Raw genomic sequence first — 17,617 nt, forward strand, 5'->3', positions numbered from 1 at the left:
GTGATCGAATCGACGCGCTCCGACGACTGTGTGCTGACTGTACGCGAATCGTCCGCGACGCGCGGGAGGGACCACTATGAGTTCTCGAGCATCGGCGCTCGAGAGTCCGAAAGCTAGCGGCGACGCCCTCGAGGCCGAGATCGTCCAGGTTGTCGACGAACTCGAGTACGTTGGTGATCGGACGGCTACCTGGCACGACGCCAGGACGACGGCTGTCCTCGAAGCGAGTCGGTCACTGCCGTTCTACGGGATCGTTCTCGTCGAGTCGGACGTTCCGATCGAGATCAAAGGCTGCCAGATCGAGACGAGCAACGGTGGCCGGTCGACTCGCGGTCGGTTCTACGTGAAGCGAGCGGCGCACGAGCAACTGCTCGAGGCGAAATCGGATCACCTGTTGATGACAACGCTTCGGGACATGGGCGAGACTGCCCTCGACGTCACCGAACGAGTTGCGACCGACGGTGGCGCGACAGTCGACGATCTCGCCGACCAGCTGGGGAAACATCCTGCGACGATCTACCGAGCGATCTCCGATCTCGGCGATGTCCTCGAACTCGACCAGGGCGATGTGTCGTTCCGTACCCGGAAGTACCGCGAGGAACTACGCGCACTCGTCGAGTCGGCCGAGTACGCGATCGAGAGCTATGCAGATCGGATGCAGCATATCATGGGCTTGGCCGATCACGTTGCGGAGTCGTCGCCGTTTCAGAAGTGGCTCGCGAAGAACGGCGCCGAACTCTCGTTCGACGACCAGGGCGAACCCCGGCGGATGCGAATTGATACGATTCTCTCGAGGCTGAAGTCGGACAGCTTCGAGAACGTCCAGACACTGGCGAGTGAAGCTCTCGAAAAGTGGTCCCGATCGGGGAATGATCCGACGGTCCTTCGAGGAGCCGAGTTGACCTGGAAGACACCAGGCGGCGGAACGGAAACCGGGTTCGTCGGTGCTGTCGCCGACCGCTGAACCGGTCCACGTAGTGGCAACACTTCCCCTACGTTTCTTTTCTACAACCCTACTTTCATCTGTAGCTGATTTTCACAACTCCGTTTGTATTCGCTTGTGGTAGCTACGGCGATCGCCGCGATCGCACCGCAACGCCTGCGGGGTCGTTTCGCGCTTTGCGCGAAACCCCCTTGACGGGTGTCCCCAAAGGGACTGAAACGAAAAATTACACCACCCCGCCCCCGCCTCCACACAGCGGCGTTCCAGTTGATCCATATGAAATAGGGGTGTCCCAGCGATGGTCAGAAACGACTTCTCTGCCGAAGACAGCCAGATGTATCACTACCCATATGTTTGAAAGCTATACTTAGTTTAACAGAGTTGGATAATTTGGGGCCTGAATTTCAATTCACTATGCCTTTGTCCACCAAAACGGACAGGTTTCTCAATATCACCAAGAGATTCAATAGATAATGGGCTAACAAATAATATAGAAATCCAGACATTAATTCTATACTGTGAAAGGAACTGCTACCAAAGTCTATTGACAAGTATACGATAAAAGAATACAAGAGAGTTATGAAGGAAATTAGAAGCGCATAAAGTGAACTACTTTTAGTAATCTCAATCGCTTTCTTTTCTTCATGAGGAAGCTTTGATGTATTGGTACCTGATAAGAGAATTGCTGCATTAAACGTAAAACCAAAAAGTATCGTTAGGGCTGTAACAACTAATATAATAAAGTTCACAGTCGCGGTGTAATATGGGACCAATAATACCGTTGCTGCTGGAAGGCCCAGAAGAATGAGAAGATCCATCCAAGCAGCGGGTGAATCTTTGATAATATTCGAATAGTGGTTTCTGATTATAGGGGTGATGTTCACCAAGCCGAAATATTCGTTAAGATTCATGAGACTTTTCACTGAAAGTCAGAAATAGTAGTCTTTCGGTCATCTCGGCCCCTACTATCATCTACTTCTCCATATTCATATTCATAGTCACCATGCAGAATTGTTTCATCGCTGATGTGCAAATCATCGTACTCATCCAAGATGTAGTTCGCAAACTCTCTAGCTTTCACAGAAATTGTTTCTGGTGTGGGATGACCACCAATGATGTCTACGTCTGTGTTATTTAGAATCATTCGCATATCTACTCGAGGGTTAACAGCAGAGAAAGTCAGTTCAGAGCCTCCTTGCTCTATAGTTATTTTCTTTTCATCAAACTCATCTAATTCAATCCCCGCATATTTTATTTCTTTGTTGAAAAGAGGTTTAAGCACCTCTGGAAGAAAGGTAGTCGTTTGAGGACGCAACACAAATTCTCTATTGATATTTTGTACATTTGCACTCTCGCCATCAACCTCATCAATAGATCTTAACTTCGACTTCCCTTTCAATCGAATTTTCTTTATGCGATCGGCTCTTTGGATTGCTGACCAATAATCTTCAGTAACTGCTCTAGAATCCTCGTAGATCCCAGACTGGGTGACGCCTTGGAGGATTTTTTGAAATCGGTCTGTGGCAATTCGTTTTACACCCTTATTTTCAAACTCCCGTAAAATAAGCAGAGCGCGGTCTGTGTTATTGCTTGGAAGGTAAAATAAAAAGTAGAATGGAATCTCTTCGGAGATATCCGTCGTCCGCGCTTCATACTCTCTACTACCTTTTCTTTTATCGAAATGGTTTGCGATGACGCCAGAATCTCCTTTTAAATATTGACCTTCAATCAGATTCCCTGACCTTTCGTAAAATTCTACAGTAAATGTTTCATCATTTGCTTCATCCACGTATGTATAATCCGTGTAGCACCTACAAACGTCCTCAAAAATATCTACGATTGAACCATAATAGAGCCCCACCTCATGATCCCTTAATTCAGACAAATCCCAATAATTTTTATCTGATCCTCTTTCCTTCAATTGTATCCAATACGCAACTAATTTATTAGATGACATTGTGGCGATAAGTTAGAAATCTTAAGTTGGCCGTCTGTTGGTAACCAAGGTGATATGCAAGTGGCTTAATTCTAACGGGTCTACAGGATCACAGATCAAATGTAGATAGTTTCAGATTTTATCACTCACTCCCGCCTGTCGTCTGAGGGAGTTACGTGCAGACACTCCCCCTAGAGGTTGCACGTCGACAGAATCCGATTCCCGAATATGCACACGAGACGGGAGACGTCGTGGGCAGATCTCGAGGTGACCCATCACCGAACCCGCCGTTCTTCTCTGGCCGGCCGACACGTACCGCCGATTTCAGGCCGAAATCGGCCGTCCAGTGAGTCGAAAAAACGAGGATTTCGGGGGTCGTGTGTACGAGCGTGCGAATCCGAACTGACGGCGACGACGCGTATCGACGAGATGCGATCGAACGAGCCGCCGACTTCGACGACTGCAACAAGACGAAAGCTATTGTGAGTGCCTGTGACGACGTTCCCCACTTCGTACAGGCTCTTCACCAGGTCCTCGAGCGCGACGATCTTACGCTCGAGCAGCGTCGGGAGATCGCTGAGACGCTGTCGACGCGAGCGGTAAGCGTCGAGGTCGACACCGAGATCGTTACCGAGACCGAGTAGTGACTCACACCATCAGCAGGCTTTTGCGGAGGGGCCCGTAATAGTGGACCATGAGCCTCACTACTGACGACTTCGCCGAATTCATGGCTGGCGATCCGGAGGACGATGAGGCGGTTCCGCTGGGCGACGCGCTCAACGAGCTCGCTGTCGACGTCGAGGTCGACGCCGTCGAAGAGGTCCGTGACGTCCGCGAACGGCTATGAAGATCTTTCTCGATACGAACGTTATCGTCGCGGCGGTCACGAAAGACACGGAACGGTCCGAGACGGCCGTTCGTGTTCTCAACGAGTTCGACGAGACGTACACGTCCGTTCTGAATCTCATGGAGCTTCGGAGCGTTCTGACGAAAAAGAAAGCCATCGAACGTGAACGCGTCGAACAGATCGAGCAGCGGATCAGTTCCCGAGCTACCGTGACGTTCCCCGACGCCTCAGACATGGTCGCCGCCAATCAGCTACAGAACGAAACACTTCTCTACCCGATGGATGCTCTCATCCTTGCTGCAGCCGATGCCGTCGACGCCACTCTCGTTTCGTTCGATGGTGAACTGAGAGAGCACGGTGCAGAGCGACCGCAAGATCTCGTCTGAACCGTCACCAATCCGTCTCGTTACACTATCGAACTGATCGAGATCTTTGCCTGTGCCGTGCCTCGATGATCGCCATCACCATGCCACCTGAGTAGTGGAAGACTGAGTAGTGGAAGATCGCTCGAGCGGACCATCTTGTCCCGAAGGATCGTGAGACCGGAGCAGCCGTGTGGCTTGTAGACGACGAAGCAATACCAGCCGTCGTGACGGCGGAGTTCCTCGTGATACTCTGATAGACGTTCCAGTTACCCGGCTGTCCGTCGGCGTGTTCGTGCATCGTCGATTTGATCTCGACGGGCGTCCCGTTCCCGAAGGTGGCATCGTGCCAGCTCGAGCGGTCGAGATCGAACCGTCGCTTCTCGGCCATCCGTTTCTCGACGAGCGCGCCGAAGTGGTTCGCTCGCCTCGAGCGGGATCGACTCACGCGGACCACACATGTCGTGCGCCGGTCTCCATAAAGAAACACAGTTGGTCGCATCACCATTCCCTCCCGCGAAACCGATTACAAACAGGAAGAAACAGATAGCAGTTATCCGGCAGTCACAGCTGGTACCAGAGAAGATTCCAGTACCAGAGCAGCCATGTAAACACGATTGCAGCGAGCGCGACCACTGTGTAGTGAACCCGCGTCCAGCATCCCCATTCCCGGTTCCGTATGGCGATACCGGCGAATACCACCGTCAAAACGCTCGCTACTGCCCCGACAAGTGAGGGGATCGTGAGGAGCCGAAACAGTAGCCGGTCACCGGACAGAAACGCAGTCGGTCGCATCGCCAGCGCTCCTGCGAAACCGATGATAAACAGGAGGAAACAGGTACCAGCTATGCCGCCTGTCCACTGTGCAAATCGGAGTGGGGAGTCCACCCTGGATCGTTTCGCACCACGATACCAGCGCCAACTGGCTGCTCCCGACCATCCAACAGCGGCCGTCATGAAGACCACCACACAGAAAGCAACGATCGCACCGTGAACCCGTGGTTGTTCTCGTATCGGAAGTCGTTCGTACGCTGACGCTGGACGACTCCCGAGAAACAGGTGTGTGATGTGTCCCTCGGTTTCACGAAAAGCGAGTTGGTCGGGACCGTCGATTTCATGGAAGTAGAGAGGTTCCGCTTCACCCCATCGCTTCGTCTCCTCGCCGTGTGTCGTTACCAGCCGTCCGTGATCGTCGAGAGAGACGGAGACGGACTCGGTGACGCCGATGAACTTCTCTGAGGTCGTAGACGGAACCCTGAGTGTTCTGTACGTCCCTTCGAGGTCGGTTCCTCGCGTTGGTATGCTATCCGGAACCGCCACCGACGGATCTTCCGTGTCAAAGTACCGCTCTATAAATTCGTCTATGAACTCCTCTCTGGCATTGCTCCCGCCTCTACTGTTGTACGAAACGAACACCCCCACGTCGCGTTCGGGAACAAGAAAGAGGAGGCTGTGAAACAATTGTGTATCCCCGGCGTGACCAATCACCCGGACACCGTGACGACTCATCTCATAGAAACCGAAGCACATTCCGTTCACTCGTTCGTCGTTGGTGAACCGACGGCGGTGCATCTCCGCGATCGTTTCCGGTTCGAGTATCCGATCATCATCGATTGTTCCGCCCTGAAGATGTACCCGGACGAATCGTGCCATGTCGGCCGCGGTCGCACTCATTGCACCTGTAGGCGCCATACCAACGAATTCGAAGTCGCCTTCTCGGAACCCGTCCTCTGTGGCTGTGTATCCCTTTGCAAGATCTGCCCGGAGACCGTCTGGAACCGGCTGGGCGAACGTGCTCCGATTCATGGAGAGCGGATCAAAAATTTCCGCGGCAACGTAGTTCTCGAACGACATCCCAGCGGTGGTTGCCGCGATGTGACCGGAGAGGCCAGCGCCGTAGTTCGAGTATGCAGTAAATTGTCCCGGTGGACGGACGCGAGCAGGTTGCTCTTCGACAAGGGCCTGCTCCAGTGGTTGGAGGTCGGTTTCGTCTAAGACGAACGTCCCGTGGACCCGATCCTCGAACCCGGGTGTCTGCGTCCCGAGATGGTCGAGTGTGACCGGTTGCTCGTCCGTCCCGGGAACGTCGATTTCATTGAGATACTGGTTTACATCGGCGTCGAGATCGAGCCGCCCACGTTCGACGCCCTGCATCACGGCTGTCCAGGTGAGCAGTTTCGACACCGAACCGATACGAAAGAGCGTTTCATCGGCACGAACCGGTGTCTCTGAACGACTGTCACTGACGCCGTATCCCTTTGCAAACTCCGAATTGCCATCGACGACAGCGACTGTCGCCCCTGGAATCTCGTGAGCGTCCAGTTGCGCACGTACGAGACCATCGAGAAACGACTCGAAAGCGTTCGGATCGGTGAGCGGCCCTGTTTCAGGCTGGGCAACGGCCCTACTCGTAGTATCCGTGCTAGCAGTTACGGGTGTCGAGAAGACGGCAGCACTGACCGCGAGTCCACCCAGAACGTCCCGGCGCGAAACGGAGTCCATTGGACTGTCGCTCACTCGCCTCGATGTGCGGTTGCAACAGGTCGGTCAGGACTCCCGAGCAGGGAGCCACCGAAGGCTACCAGCCAGAGCATCACTGGGTAGACGATCATTCGTTCGGTCCCCCCGTGGCCGATGGGGCCAAACGCCGCCGTATTGCCGGCATCACCCACCGCCATGAGCACGACGAACACGAGTCCAATACCACCGGCGAGTATCGATATCGCACGCATTACCCCGGAGAGTCGAGTCGCAGTCCCGAGGGCCTGCACGTTGAAGAACACGAATGCGAGGAGCGCGAACAGCGAGTGGAGGCCGCCGGTATCGAGCGGGAAGACGCCGGCGCCGATCGCACCAATACCGGCGAGTGCGAAGATAGCGAAGAGCCAGCGTTTTCCGTGGGTCCGGTAGAAGTAGAACCCGCCGAGGAGGTTGAACAGGCCTGCGATGGTGAGCGAGATATTGAACACGAGCGCGGTCTCGGCGATGACGCCGAGGTCACTGATGGCAGCCCCACCGAAGTCGTAGCCCGGGGCCATCGCTGCTGCAAGCATGATGACCGTTATAAACTGGGCGGCGAGTGCGACGAAGAAAGCACCTGCCCGTTTCCGGTTATCTAACGCCGTTCCATGGATTTCACCAGCGGCCTGGCTATACGCGGTACTCCGAGTCATGGTCTGGTCACTGAGTGTTCGTTCGATCCCAGAGAACATATAGTAGCTCTACTGCAATCCGCAGAGAGTTACAGCTCCGGCCGACAGTCCGTTCAGATGGAAATCGTCCCGTAATCATAGTCACTGCGATCCGTTAAGACGGTGTTACACCGCGTTCGGCGAGCCGGTTCTCGGTAATTGCTTCATCCGCTGGACGGCCAAAACAGGGAGGAGTGAACACAATCGGAGCTGCGCTATCGGTCGAGAGGAAGCGGTGGTCGTGGCACTTCTTCAGCATTTGTCAGGGTCTTCGCTCCCCAGATTGCTGTAAGCAGAACTGCGAGCAGCACCCAGTGAGAGTAATAGATTACGTCCGCAACCTCGATCGTTTCGGAGACGAAATTGACCCACCCGTGCATCAGGATGATGCCGAGAATGCTGCGCGACGTGTGGTTGTAGACCCACGTGAACGCCACCGAGAGGGCTACAGTCCCGACCATGAACAGCCAGAATCCCAGCGTTCCGAATCCAACCATCTCACGCTGAAATGTTCCTTCGATAAAGAACAGCGGGAGGTGCCAGACCGCCCACACCGCTCCCAAGATCACACTGGCATTCAACGCAGACCAGTTCAGCTGAAGCCGGTCCAGTGCATAGCCTCGCCATCCTAACTCTTCGAGGATGGGCGGGAGCGACGCAAAGAATAGCGCTGGCAGGATTGCAAGTGGATTTCCGCCAAATTCCTGTACCCCTTCGCCCCACGTTGCGCCTGGACCACCCAATAGCAGATCTACCACTGCAGCTACGGTCGTCACGGCCAGTGGGAGCAGAAGAAGTACCAGAAACCACCGGCTGCCGATTCGGCGAACCTGCGTGATGCGACTCCAGAAATCCGATCGCCCGCGGTCGTCGTAGACGAGGTACACGAACCCGATGCCCGCAATCCCGGGGCCAACGAGCCCCGTTAGTAGCAACACGAGCCCTGCAGCGCTGGAAAAGCTCACCTCAAGGACGATAGCCGACAGCCAGAAGCTCCACGTTATGAGGAATGTCACGCCAAAGAACAGCCACGGGTTTGCGACAGAGACGGTCGTCGTACCGATCGTGAACCGTGATGGTTCGTTCATCGTGCGATAGTTCCGTTCGTGAAGGCAGCCCCGTTTCCGGGTACCGTCTTACTGAATCCTGTCTCACCCGCTTCCGGTTCAGTGATCAACGTGCTTTTTCTGCGGTTCATTGTTCTCTTCTCCCTCGCTTGGCAGTAGTAGATCATATTCGATGATAAACGAAATCGGCGGTCCACAGGACCTTCTCTCTCCCCAGTACCTACCGAACACAGTAGCGACGCCGATCCTCACTTCCGACCGAGTACATACCCGAAAACGAAACACAGACCAGCCACTACCGCACGCTTGCGTGTGTCACCGAACGGTATGAACCGGGTCTCCTGGTTCGTTATTTCCACGACACCGATCGGAGTAGCCCAGACACCGCCGCCCATCCCGCCTCCCTCGCCGGCGTCTCGGTTCTCGCCTGCAGTATCGACGTCCTCGCGGCCCTCCGATTCGTATCCGCCCCCGAATCCATACGCTACCTTTGCGACGGGAACGATCGTTTTCCCGTCGTGTTCGACGGGATCGCCGTACACCTGGGTGACGCCCGCATGGTCCTGAATTCGATCACCGATTGCCGAGAGTCGTTCTCTATGGTTCATACGCACGTACCGACGAGACTCACCGATATAGCTTCGTCACCCCGATACGACCGGTCGCGTCGAAATCGAGATTCGAGTTGATAGTATCAGTACGGATATTCGACCGAAGCGGGCCGTGCGCAAGCGGCGGAATACGTCGACACGTTCCTCGAGGACACGGACCGCCAGCCCGACCGGATCGGCCTCTTCGGCGGCGCGCTTCCGTACTCGAAGTGCGGCTTTCTCAAGCGACTGATGATGAAACAGATTGCCAGGCGAATGATCTCCGAGATGCCCGAGGCGGACGCATCCGGAGACGGTGAATTCACAGACTGGGTCGAAGTGGAAGCGTTCGCTGCCGATGTCGCTGCATTCGTCGAGGGATGTCTCGGTGTACCGTCGCCGGCTGTCAGTGAATCAGAACTGAGCGAGTAACGTGGCGTCGCATGGCTCCTCCTTGCAGCTGGGATCGTACCGGCGAGTCTGCGGATCCGACTGATGGATACCTGTTCGGTATGTAACTGAAATAGCGATAATGGCAATATACTCACAAGTAATCGCTCAGACACATAAGAATGTGGTGAATTCTGCTACTGCCTATAACGATACTTCAGAGAGCCTCAAACATATTTGAGTTACATTCCTGCCAATATGTAGAATCGGAGACAATATTTATGCCAGATTGTGGAGTACAGCACCCTATGAAACTTTTCGAGTTCGCCCGTGAGCGCGAGTGGGTTCCCATCACTGGATATCTGATCTACGTATCTGCGCTCACGGCAGGGTACTATTACAACCTCACGTTCGTCCAACTGGGACTGACCGATCTCGGAACACAGAAGATCGGTATGCCCCCCGGAGACGTGTCGATAGTGATGGCCATACTTGCGCTGCTCACCCTCGTCGCAGCCGTCGTCAGCGGCGTCCTGATGGACCGGCGTGGATGGAGCACTGACCTGTACGTGAAGTTCCGGTTGCTCTTTCTGATTGTTCTCACTCAACTGATTCTGACGGTCGCTGCCCCACACGTGAGTACGATCGAATTGTTCGTGCTCTGGGTGATCGTCTGTTCGATTGCACTCGGCGTCGGAATTCCAGTGTCCTTCAGTTTCATGCTCGATTTCGTTCCTGTGAGGGACCGCGGATACGTCGCTGCCGTCGTGGCGGGATTGTCGTTCTTCGTCGCGGCCCTGTATCCGATCGAGTGGCGAATCGACGAGTTTAGTCTCGTCATGAGCGCGATGATGGTTCCAGCTGTCCTCGTTCTCGCCATTCTCTCAGTCAAGCGATTCCGATTCGTCGATACCCTCGCCAGTCAACACGAACGCGATGCGTTCGGAACTGGCCGATTCTGCCGACCGATATCGGTCCGAACGGCGAGTTTCGCATTCTGGGGCCCTGTTCTACTGATGTTCGGCGTCTTCTTCATCGATAGCCTGGGCTTTCTCCGGATTATCGAGACGACGCTGTACATCTACACGTCCTGGCAATCTCCCGACCTGAGTGTCCGGTTGTTTATCGCTGTCTTGCACGTTGTCGGGGCGCTCGCCGCTGGCGTCATCTACACGAATTTCGATCGAAACTGGCTGTTCCTCTGGGTGTTCGGCCTGTTCGCGTTCACGCACCTCCTGTATGTCTTCCATATCCAGTTTGGAGCGGGTGATACCCCACCACTGGTACTGCCGATGTTCTACGTGCTCGCCGTCAGTTTCTACACGACGCTCAACTTCGCACTCTGGCCGGATCTCTCCACGCCCGAGACGATCGGCACGCACACGGCCCTCGGTGTCGGAATCGCAGGGTGGCTGGCGACCTTCTTGAGTACCTCGCTAGCGCTGTACTCCGAGGGGATCGGACTCTCATTGCTGAGCCATCTGACGTACGTGAACGCGCTGGCACTGCTGTTCGTCGTCACACTGCCAGTGCTGCTATACGTGCATCGGATGGTTGAATTGGCTCGTGGGGGGCTGACGCCATGAATCTGGAACTCATCCCGCTTTTGATAATCGCGCTGCTCATGATTTCGGCGGGTGGAGCAGACGTCGAAACCACCGAATTCGTTATTGAGGGCGACCACGAGATAACCGAACACCGGGGCGCGTTGATCGTCGGGGATGCGACGGTCACGGTGCCGGCCGACGAAGCGGTGTCCGGTCCGGTCTACGTTATCGGCGGCGAGTTCCGGGTCAATGGAACAATCGAAGGTGACGTAACACAACTCTCCGGATCACTCGTCGTCGAGGACGGTGCAACGATTGGTGGAGAACTCCAGCACATTAGTGGGAGCGAAGAACTGTCCACCGAGGCAACCATTACCGAGCGGACCACTGTCGCGTTTGAATCCTCTGAACCCGGCCCGATCGCCGCGTATACGCCGTTCGTGCTGACGACGTTGATACTAGCGCTCGGAGGAACGTGGCTCTCCCGAAAACATGAACTACTGCTCGATACTGTCGGGGCAGCCGCGCAAGATCATCCACTGATCAGCCTCACCGTGGGCGCACTCCTCTCCGTAACGTTCCTCTCCGTGTTCGTCTTCATGGCGTTCACCCTGATCCTCCTCCCCGTGAGCATACTCGGTCTTCTGGTAGGATTGGTTACAGTTGCTTACGGAATCATCGCACTGGGATATCTGGCTGGTCAACAGTTGAACACCCCACGAGTCGGTCTGGCGACCGGTTTCGGAGTCGTTGTTGTCATGGTGGTCTTACAGGTAATCGGAGCGATTCCGATCCTCGGGGATCTGATCGCGGGTGGGCTTCTTCTGACCGGACTGGGGGCTGTCATACTGACGTACTTCGGACTCCAGGAGTTCGAACCGGTATCGCTTCCGGAGTGATACTGAGGGTCACAGGCAAGGAATAGACGTGCGTTTGACATCCTCCGCCGCCTGAAGGCGGAGGAGTCCCGAGCGGTGAGATATTACGGTTTGCAGCCTCCCTGCTCTTTCGGTGTGAACCGTCCGCTCTCGCGGTCGAACAGGATGACTCCGGGCTGTGCCACCCAGCCGTTACTCATATCCCCAGTCGGGGGACTCCGAGTTCTACCGACACCCACGCCTGCCCATCGTCGGTGTCGAGTATCAGGTGTTCTGGCAGATGTGGCTCAACGAGGCCCGGATCGACCGGCCGATTAGCGAAGAGACCGTGACGCCAGCCCATAAAGAGCGAAACGACCATCCTATCCGTTTCCTCGATTTCTGTGATACAATATTGTATCGACAGGTAATTGCGCTCCCAACCGCTCGGTTCGTCGGAGTCGTGAGCGAAGGACTGTGACCCACCCTTAAGATATCCGACGCAAAGGGAGGGATATGGATTCTCATGCGACTCCTGACCGGGGAACGAGCGAGTCCAGAATACACACTCGAAAAGTAGGGCTCTTTCTCGCGCTTGCGTTCGGTATCGCCTGGACCGGTGCCATCGTCCTCTCCCTCGTTGGGATTGAACTCAGGACGTTCGCCGGACTCGTGTTGGTGGTCGTGGTGGTCATGTGGGCACCGGCGTTCGCTGCGATCGGAACACAACTCCGGTACGGTGAGTCTATTCGGAAGGGGTGTGGACTCGCTCTGGGACGGCTTCGATGGGTCGGACTCGCGTGGGTAACGCCGGTTGCTCTCGTTGCCGCCACGATAGGTGTCGGAACCGCCTTTCCGGGTGTGTCGTTTACCACGGATTACACAGCGTATCTGCTTGAGTTGGGGTTACCACAGGAACAAGCCGCCGAGACGGTCGCGCAACTGGAAACGGTGCCTGTTCCACCTGCTGTTCTCTTCGTCGTTCAGGGTCTCGTCGCGGGTTTGACGATCAACGCCCTCGCGGCGCTGGGCGAGGAACTCGGATGGCGCGGGCTACTACTCACGGAACTCGCTCCGCTCGGATTCTGGAAATTTTCCCTATTCACAGGCGCGGTCTGGGGCATTTGGCACGCGCCGATCATCCTTCAGGGCCACAACTTTCCCGACGCACCGCTTGCGGGTGTGTTCGTAATGACTGCCGCGACGATTGCGATGACGCCGATCTACACGTACTTGACCCTCCGCGCTCGATCCGTACTCGCTGCGACCGTCCTTCATGGATCGTTCAACGGACTGGGAGCACTGTCGCTGGTCTACCTCACGGGAGCCGGAAACCTCGCAACCGCTCCCGTCGGCGTCGCTGGCATCGGTGCTGCGGTGTTCATTACTGCGCTTTGCGTCGTCCACGACAGAATCATCGCAGACGAACGTATTATGACTGGACGCCCGCTGTCTCCGTGGGTGTGAGAGACGAAACAGTGGTCTTCGAGGACTCACTCACACCTCGGCAATCGATCGCTGGATGTGAGTCCGTAGTGCGGCAGTGGCGAGTGAGCCGGTGACGTGGCCTTTCTCCACAACCGCAATATCGATCCCGTCGTATGCTGATCGTTGCTTCTCGAACTCGATGATCCGATCGTAGCGAGCGAGTAGCGGATCACAGTCGTCGGAATCGGCGTCGGTGAAGCGGTCCTCAAAGTCGAGGACGTTGCGAAGTACTTCCGGGTTGGTTAGCGCCGGTTCAGCTGCCATTTTCCGATAGATTGACGATACGAACATTTCTCCAAGTCGTGCCCCCGCAAACATCGGGATGTGCCGATCGATACCCGCACAGTAGGTGCGATGGAGATTGACAGCCCAGCCACCGAGGCTGATACCCGCGGCAAGGATAGCAGGGCAGCCAGCCTCTCGCAATCGATCGGCCAGTGCCTCGATGAGCGCAGCCGACGTAGCGAGCATCCCAACGAAGTTTTCGAGGTCGCGCATCGCTCGTATGTACTCCCTGTTCGAGCGGTCGTGAAACGGGGCTCGGAGGGCAATCAGGTTGACGTCTGGGTCGGCGTTTGTCCCAAAGAGACGACGGAACGAGTTTGAACTGAATCGCCCGAAGTCGAACGGCTGTTCGCCGCTTCCGTGATGGTACAGGAGAGTCGGTACGTCTGGTCCTCGCCACTGAGCGACGAGATATGCCGCCTGAAACGTCCCAACTGGAGTGGATGCAGATACTTCCTGAACACTCCCGGTTCGAACGCCTTCGATATCGATCGCGGTACCACTGACGACATCACCAATCGGAGCGCTGGAGAGTGACCGCGAAAAGAACATGGAATTTCGCACGAGTAGCCCACTCATCGAGATCGTCGCAACGTCAATGAGTTCGTGTCTGTTCATCGGTCTCGTATCCCCATCTCTTCGTAGCTCATCATACGTTACTCTCTACTGTCAGTAACCCGTGACCGCGACAATCTGGCTGGCTTCGCGGAAGTTCGCGACCGCGAGGAGTGCGATACCTGCTACGAGAACGACGAGTTCACGGCGAGAAACGGTCCAGTCCCTCGGGGAACGGACGCGCTCGAAATCCTCACGCCACCGGGGCGGCGATCGCTGGTGCCAGATCATCACTTCTCTCGTGGCGACTGCGATGAGCACGAACGCGGACAATTCGAAAGTTCCGCTCCGCCCCAGTACCGTCGCCAGCGATGGTTCGATCCGTCCGGTTCCGAGTGCGAGCGATCCAGTCCCCCAGACGAGCGCGCCGTTCACGGTACTGACCAGGACCACCAGATATCCCAGTGGCGTGTTCACCGACCGGAACATATTGGCTATGACGGTAATTCCGCCGGCAATGAAGAGATTCCACGCAAAGATCCGCAGGAACGCCCTTTCGGCATCGCCGGTTTCGACGGGGGTGAAGTAGGCCAGCGACGTACCTCGCAGGAGTCCTTCCGGGAGGAGGTGATAGCTGCCGGTCCACGTGACGAAAAATACGATTGCACAGAGTCCCCAGAACGCGACGGCTCTCACGAAGACGTTCTCGTTATTGACGTATCTACTGATAATTCCGGGAAAACGTCGATACCGCGTTCTCATCGATGGAGCGGTATTCTGGCCGTCTGTCACGGTCGGTCTTCGGGACTACGTTCGTCGTAGGTGTTCCGACCCAGTGCACGGTTCGCCGGACACTTTTCAGCACCCGCTGTCCCCAACAGTACGAAGGCGACGAGTAGCAGGACGGCGGCAACGATTCCTTGCGTAGGTTCGCCGAGTGGGTCTCCGAAGGCAATCGTCGCTATCATCGTTACGACTAGAACGAGGCCGACAGTGATTCGAATCGTTCGATCCGTTCCGCCGACGTTCTTCTCCATGGCAGTCATTCCGTGTGTTCTCTACCGCTGGACAGTAGCCGCCAGAGCGTGACAAACATCACGACGAAGACAACTACTCCCTGGAGGAACTTGGTTCGGCGTGATTTCGAATCACTAATTGGCTCTTTTTCGTCCGTTGATTGGTCAGACATTTCGTCAGTTGTACGCTCGAATTTGTGCAGGAGTTTCATATTTGACGTATTACTTGTCGCGTGCAATGGTAAGTATAGGAGTCAATTCTACGCCATTGGGAACGATCGTCTTTCTCACACCGACACGTGGCCCGGTGAACAGACACATGCTATCCGACGATTTCGGCGAGTACGATGAACGCAAAGCCGGCCACCTCGTGTGAGTCGTAGACGATTTGTGACACAGTACACCACACTAGCGAATCGAAGCGGTGTGGAACGCGTAACACCTGTTCGAGTAGCCGAGAGCGAGCATAGAGGACGAACGAGTACGGGATACCGTGAATCGGAGCTTCGTGAATTGATGCCGGTGGAAGGTGCCAGAGCCGCCGATACCGTGTTATATGCCACAGGAATTCTCGATCGCAAACTACACGGGGCGAATCGTGCCGACCCTCGTTGGCGGGGTTTCGCAAATAATTCTACTGGGGGATTGGTTGCCCCCGACTAACGGCATTCATCAAACTAGTCTGAACCTGATCGTCGCACCGTACGCTGAATCGGAGTTGTTCTTCCACCGGGATCACTACGGTAACGACGTCTGATTCGTCCAGTTCGATGTTCTAATCGGAGAGCGCTGGAAGCATTTCCCATATGGGCGTAGTCGTTACCTGTACACTGTTATCCCAGTACCGAGAACCCACCTCGGGGTGGCGGAGAAATGCGATCTCTATTGGTGCGGAAAGTCTTGTCCCACACTGCTGGCAATCACAGACGACGAGTACCGCTACAGGTTCGGCTTCTGATCCCGAGAGGAATTTCAATATCGAAGACCCGCCACAACGTTGACAGACGCCGTCAAGCGCTGAACTGACTTCTGCACGCATCTGTCGGTCGGCTGCTTTCAACGCCTGGAGGGAATTCCGGTCCGCCACGTGTCCAGGCCGTAAATCGTATCGCAGGACTGTATTTCCACACGAAAGACAGTCTATCGTGGCGAGTTGTCCATTGGACGTCGCTTCTGCCGACGTTCCATCACAAAACGGGCATGAGTCGAAACTTCTACGGGTTCGAATTCTGGATGAAGCGTGTATTCACCCGCTTTGACCGATTGGACGATACGACGACCGTCGTTAGAAATGACATATCCCTCATCAGTCTGCTGTACGTACCGACCAGTGAGTTCCTTCAAATGGTAGGATAACTGTGACGTGTTTGAGCTATCGACCGCCTCGTACAGTTCCGTGAACGACAACGGTTCCTGGTCGGAGTCGTCCGCGAGCGCCTCCAATATCTGAACCCGGAGGCGGTTCCCTCACACGGAAAACGCGTCCTCGACGTTCGAAATCTCCTGACCCACTGTCAATAGCAGGAAGCATGCTGAGGAAGTGTTTTCGGTGCGATCCCTATCCTTTCGCGTCAATAAATGAACTCAAACACAGTAACGTGATATGGCTGACCAACTGTTAAAAATTCGATATATTTATCAGCGTAGTCTACACTATCTTCGGCATAATGAGCAGTCAGATACCATGGATCGAAGCGCATCCAGTCGCAGCGTTCTTCGTCGGCGCATACGCCTACACGTGGATTGTTTCGGCACCGGCCGTGTTCATGGAAGCGAGCTGGACCGCTTGGATTCTCGTCGTCATTGGCAGTTTCGGGCCACCGGTGAGCGCAGCAATGGTAACGTGGTTGCGGGGCGACGACGTCAGGGCCTGGGCACGCCAGATCGTTCACTGGCGAGTCGGCTGGCCCTGGTGGGTCGCCGCCTTTGGGCTACCGGTTGCTATCGTCGCGGTCACCACAGTCGTTCTCATGGCTATCGGCGGTCCGGTCGATCTCGATCACCCCCTCCAGTCACCCGTTCTTATCCCCATTATCTTCCTCTTCGGACTCACGGTCAGCGGTGGGTTGAATGAGGAACCAGGGTGGCGAGGGTTTGCACAACCTTATCTGAACGATCGGTACAGTGCGCTGACGGCGAGTCTCATCATCGGCGTGGTCTGGGCTGTCTGGCATCTCCCATACTTTCTCATTCCCGTCACACCCCACTCCGGATTCACGATCGCAAATCAGGTCGGGTGGTTTGCTGGTATCATCCTGTTGTCGGTTATTCTTGGATGGGCCTACAATAACACGGGCAGCGTGCTTATCGTGATGGTCCTCCACGCCATGGTGAACACCGCTGACGTGCTCCTCCCACTGGCACCGGATGTACTCGTCGTCGATGGCGTCATCGATGAGACCGCCGTCGCAACAGTCACGGCAACACAACTGGGGGTCCAACTACTCGTCGCCCTCGCTATTGTGGCGTACTTCGGTCGGGAATCTCTCGCTCGCGGTGAGATACCGGGCATAGCACAACTCAGAGGAGAGAACCGATGAGCG

Annotated in this window: 19 protein-coding genes and 3 pseudogenes; 10 read left to right on the forward strand and 12 right to left on the reverse strand. The window is 55.6% G+C overall.

Features of this window, described 5'->3' with window-relative positions; translation table 11 throughout:
• Positions 1-76 precede the first annotated feature (76 nt).
• Positions 77-964 (forward strand): PD-(D/E)XK family putative nuclease, encoded by an 888-nt coding sequence (locus HYG82_RS44510; protein ID WP_484549565.1) that lies wholly within the window; start codon positions 77-79, stop codon positions 962-964.
• Positions 965-1,862: 898 nt separating this feature from the next.
• Here the strand turns inward: HYG82_RS44510 and HYG82_RS39035 are convergent.
• Positions 1,863-2,900 carry a hypothetical protein gene (locus HYG82_RS39035; protein WP_179263273.1) on the reverse strand — a complete coding sequence of 346 codons (1,038 nt, stop codon included), beginning with the start codon at positions 2,898-2,900 and terminating at the stop codon, positions 1,863-1,865.
• 368 nt (positions 2,901-3,268) lie between these two features.
• Here HYG82_RS39035 and HYG82_RS39040 point away from each other — a divergent pair, with 368 nt between their 5' ends.
• The 3 genes from HYG82_RS39040 to HYG82_RS39050 are packed head-to-tail and all read left to right on the forward strand — an operon-like array spanning position 3,269 to position 4,112.
• Positions 3,269-3,523, forward strand: a complete 255-nt coding sequence (locus tag HYG82_RS39040) for a DUF7692 domain-containing protein (protein ID WP_179263275.1) — start codon at positions 3,269-3,271, stop codon at positions 3,521-3,523.
• 50 nt (positions 3,524-3,573) lie between these two features.
• A complete protein-coding gene (locus tag HYG82_RS39045; protein WP_179263277.1) occupies positions 3,574-3,726 on the forward strand; it encodes a hypothetical protein in 153 nt (50 codons plus the stop codon).
• Positions 3,723-4,112, forward strand: a complete 390-nt coding sequence (locus HYG82_RS39050) for a type II toxin-antitoxin system VapC family toxin (protein WP_179263279.1) — start codon at positions 3,723-3,725, stop codon at positions 4,110-4,112. The genes HYG82_RS39045 and HYG82_RS39050 overlap by 4 nt, the downstream gene beginning before the upstream one ends.
• A 20-nt stretch (positions 4,113-4,132) precedes the next feature.
• On the opposite strand, the pseudogene HYG82_RS39055 reads toward HYG82_RS39050, so the two are convergent.
• The 5 genes and pseudogenes from HYG82_RS39055 to HYG82_RS39075 form a co-directional block, all read right to left on the reverse strand.
• Positions 4,133-4,479, reverse strand: a pseudogene (locus HYG82_RS39055) (PD-(D/E)XK family putative nuclease).
• A 173-nt stretch (positions 4,480-4,652) separates the two neighbouring features.
• Positions 4,653-6,605, reverse strand: a complete 1,953-nt coding sequence (locus HYG82_RS39060; protein WP_235217748.1) for a serine hydrolase domain-containing protein — start codon at positions 6,603-6,605, stop codon at positions 4,653-4,655.
• Positions 6,602-7,261, reverse strand: coding sequence for a DUF998 domain-containing protein (locus tag HYG82_RS39065; RefSeq protein ID WP_179263283.1), 660 nt, complete (start codon positions 7,259-7,261; stop codon positions 6,602-6,604). Before HYG82_RS39065 ends, HYG82_RS39060 begins: the two co-directional genes overlap by 4 nt.
• Positions 7,262-7,494: 233 nt before the next feature.
• Entirely contained in the window at positions 7,495-8,367 is an 873-nt protein-coding gene (locus tag HYG82_RS39070; RefSeq protein WP_179263285.1) for a CPBP family intramembrane glutamic endopeptidase, read from the reverse strand.
• 227 nt (positions 8,368-8,594) lie between these two features.
• Positions 8,595-8,954, reverse strand: coding sequence for a GerW family sporulation protein (locus HYG82_RS39075; protein ID WP_179263287.1), 360 nt, complete (start codon positions 8,952-8,954; stop codon positions 8,595-8,597).
• Between the two features lie 99 nt (positions 8,955-9,053).
• Here HYG82_RS39075 and HYG82_RS39080 point away from each other — a divergent pair.
• The 3 genes and pseudogenes from HYG82_RS39080 to HYG82_RS39090 form a co-directional block, all read left to right on the forward strand.
• A pseudogene (locus HYG82_RS39080) lies at positions 9,054-9,368 on the forward strand (flavodoxin domain-containing protein); the annotation flags it as partial.
• Between the two features lie 266 nt (positions 9,369-9,634).
• Positions 9,635-10,912 (forward strand): MFS transporter, encoded by a 1,278-nt coding sequence (locus tag HYG82_RS39085; RefSeq protein ID WP_179263289.1) that lies wholly within the window; start codon positions 9,635-9,637, stop codon positions 10,910-10,912.
• On the forward strand, positions 10,909-11,772 hold the full coding sequence (locus tag HYG82_RS39090; protein ID WP_179263291.1) for a DUF8173 domain-containing protein: 864 nt from the start codon (positions 10,909-10,911) through the stop codon (positions 11,770-11,772). Before HYG82_RS39085 ends, HYG82_RS39090 begins: the two co-directional genes overlap by 4 nt.
• A gap of 175 nt (positions 11,773-11,947) precedes the next feature.
• On the opposite strand, the gene HYG82_RS39095 is transcribed toward HYG82_RS39090, so the two are convergent.
• The gene (locus HYG82_RS39095; protein WP_179263293.1) at positions 11,948-12,112 is read right to left on the reverse strand and encodes a DUF2071 domain-containing protein; all 165 of its coding nucleotides are present in this window, start codon (positions 12,110-12,112) and stop codon (positions 11,948-11,950) included.
• Between the two features lie 134 nt (positions 12,113-12,246).
• Between HYG82_RS39095 and HYG82_RS39100 the strand changes: the two genes are divergently transcribed.
• The gene (locus HYG82_RS39100) at positions 12,247-13,197 is read left to right on the forward strand and encodes a CPBP family intramembrane glutamic endopeptidase (protein WP_179263295.1); all 951 of its coding nucleotides are present in this window, start codon (positions 12,247-12,249) and stop codon (positions 13,195-13,197) included.
• A 30-nt stretch (positions 13,198-13,227) separates the two neighbouring features.
• Here the strand turns inward: HYG82_RS39100 and HYG82_RS39105 are convergent, their stop codons facing one another.
• The 3 genes from HYG82_RS39105 to HYG82_RS39115 form a co-directional block, all read right to left on the reverse strand.
• Positions 13,228-14,121, reverse strand: a complete 894-nt coding sequence (locus HYG82_RS39105) for an alpha/beta hydrolase (protein ID WP_179263297.1) — start codon at positions 14,119-14,121, stop codon at positions 13,228-13,230.
• A gap of 51 nt (positions 14,122-14,172) precedes the next feature.
• On the reverse strand, positions 14,173-14,754 hold the full coding sequence (locus tag HYG82_RS39110; protein WP_218834187.1) for a hypothetical protein: 582 nt from the start codon (positions 14,752-14,754) through the stop codon (positions 14,173-14,175).
• A gap of 92 nt (positions 14,755-14,846) precedes the next feature.
• Positions 14,847-15,095, reverse strand: coding sequence for a YgaP family membrane protein (locus HYG82_RS39115; RefSeq protein ID WP_179264632.1), 249 nt, complete (start codon positions 15,093-15,095; stop codon positions 14,847-14,849).
• A 217-nt stretch (positions 15,096-15,312) separates the two neighbouring features.
• Here HYG82_RS39115 and HYG82_RS39120 point away from each other — a divergent pair, with 217 nt between their 5' ends.
• Positions 15,313-15,450, forward strand: coding sequence for a hypothetical protein (locus HYG82_RS39120; protein WP_179263301.1), 138 nt, complete (start codon positions 15,313-15,315; stop codon positions 15,448-15,450).
• Between the two features lie 399 nt (positions 15,451-15,849).
• Here the strand turns inward: HYG82_RS39120 and HYG82_RS44715 are convergent, their stop codons facing one another.
• Together HYG82_RS44715 and HYG82_RS44720 are read right to left on the reverse strand one after the other, a co-directional pair.
• Positions 15,850-16,320 carry a DUF7351 domain-containing protein gene (locus HYG82_RS44715; RefSeq protein ID WP_425495425.1) on the reverse strand — a complete coding sequence of 157 codons (471 nt, stop codon included), beginning with the start codon at positions 16,318-16,320 and terminating at the stop codon, positions 15,850-15,852.
• A pseudogene (locus tag HYG82_RS44720) lies at positions 16,215-16,529 on the reverse strand (DUF7347 domain-containing protein); the annotation flags it as partial. The pseudogene HYG82_RS44720 and the gene HYG82_RS44715, both read right to left, overlap by 106 nt.
• A gap of 212 nt (positions 16,530-16,741) precedes the next feature.
• Here HYG82_RS44720 and HYG82_RS39125 point away from each other — a divergent pair.
• Positions 16,742-17,614, forward strand: coding sequence for a CPBP family intramembrane glutamic endopeptidase (locus HYG82_RS39125; RefSeq protein WP_179263303.1), 873 nt, complete (start codon positions 16,742-16,744; stop codon positions 17,612-17,614).
• Positions 17,615-17,617 lie beyond the last annotated feature (3 nt).

The sequence above is a fragment of the Natrinema halophilum genome, from assembly GCF_013402815.2.
In the GTDB taxonomy this organism is placed as follows: Archaea; Halobacteriota; Halobacteria; order Halobacteriales; family Natrialbaceae; genus Natrinema; species Natrinema halophilum.

Coding starts and splice junctions, on each gene's coding strand:
- HYG82_RS39035 (WP_179263273.1), bottom strand. CDS start 2,900: ATGTCATCTAATAAATTAGTTGCGTATTGGATACAATTGAAGGAAAGA.
- HYG82_RS39100 (WP_179263295.1), top strand. CDS start 12,247: ATGGATTCTCATGCGACTCCTGACCGGGGAACGAGCGAGTCCAGAATA.
- HYG82_RS39070 (WP_179263285.1), bottom strand. CDS start 8,367: ATGAACGAACCATCACGGTTCACGATCGGTACGACGACCGTCTCTGTC.
- HYG82_RS39085 (WP_179263289.1), top strand. CDS start 9,635: ATGAAACTTTTCGAGTTCGCCCGTGAGCGCGAGTGGGTTCCCATCACT.
- HYG82_RS39120 (WP_179263301.1), top strand. CDS start 15,313: ATGGTAAGTATAGGAGTCAATTCTACGCCATTGGGAACGATCGTCTTT.
- HYG82_RS39075 (WP_179263287.1), bottom strand. CDS start 8,954: ATGAACCATAGAGAACGACTCTCGGCAATCGGTGATCGAATTCAGGAC.
- HYG82_RS44510 (WP_484549565.1), top strand. CDS start 77: ATGAGTTCTCGAGCATCGGCGCTCGAGAGTCCGAAAGCTAGCGGCGAC.
- HYG82_RS39105 (WP_179263297.1), bottom strand. CDS start 14,121: ATGAACAGACACGAACTCATTGACGTTGCGACGATCTCGATGAGTGGG.
- HYG82_RS39090 (WP_179263291.1), top strand. CDS start 10,909: ATGAATCTGGAACTCATCCCGCTTTTGATAATCGCGCTGCTCATGATT.
- HYG82_RS39045 (WP_179263277.1), top strand. CDS start 3,574: ATGAGCCTCACTACTGACGACTTCGCCGAATTCATGGCTGGCGATCCG.
- HYG82_RS39115 (WP_179264632.1), bottom strand. CDS start 15,095: ATGGAGAAGAACGTCGGCGGAACGGATCGAACGATTCGAATCACTGTC.
- HYG82_RS39065 (WP_179263283.1), bottom strand. CDS start 7,261: ATGACTCGGAGTACCGCGTATAGCCAGGCCGCTGGTGAAATCCATGGA.
- HYG82_RS39125 (WP_179263303.1), top strand. CDS start 16,742: ATGAGCAGTCAGATACCATGGATCGAAGCGCATCCAGTCGCAGCGTTC.
- HYG82_RS39095 (WP_179263293.1), bottom strand. CDS start 12,112: ATGGTCGTTTCGCTCTTTATGGGCTGGCGTCACGGTCTCTTCGCTAAT.
- HYG82_RS39050 (WP_179263279.1), top strand. CDS start 3,723: ATGAAGATCTTTCTCGATACGAACGTTATCGTCGCGGCGGTCACGAAA.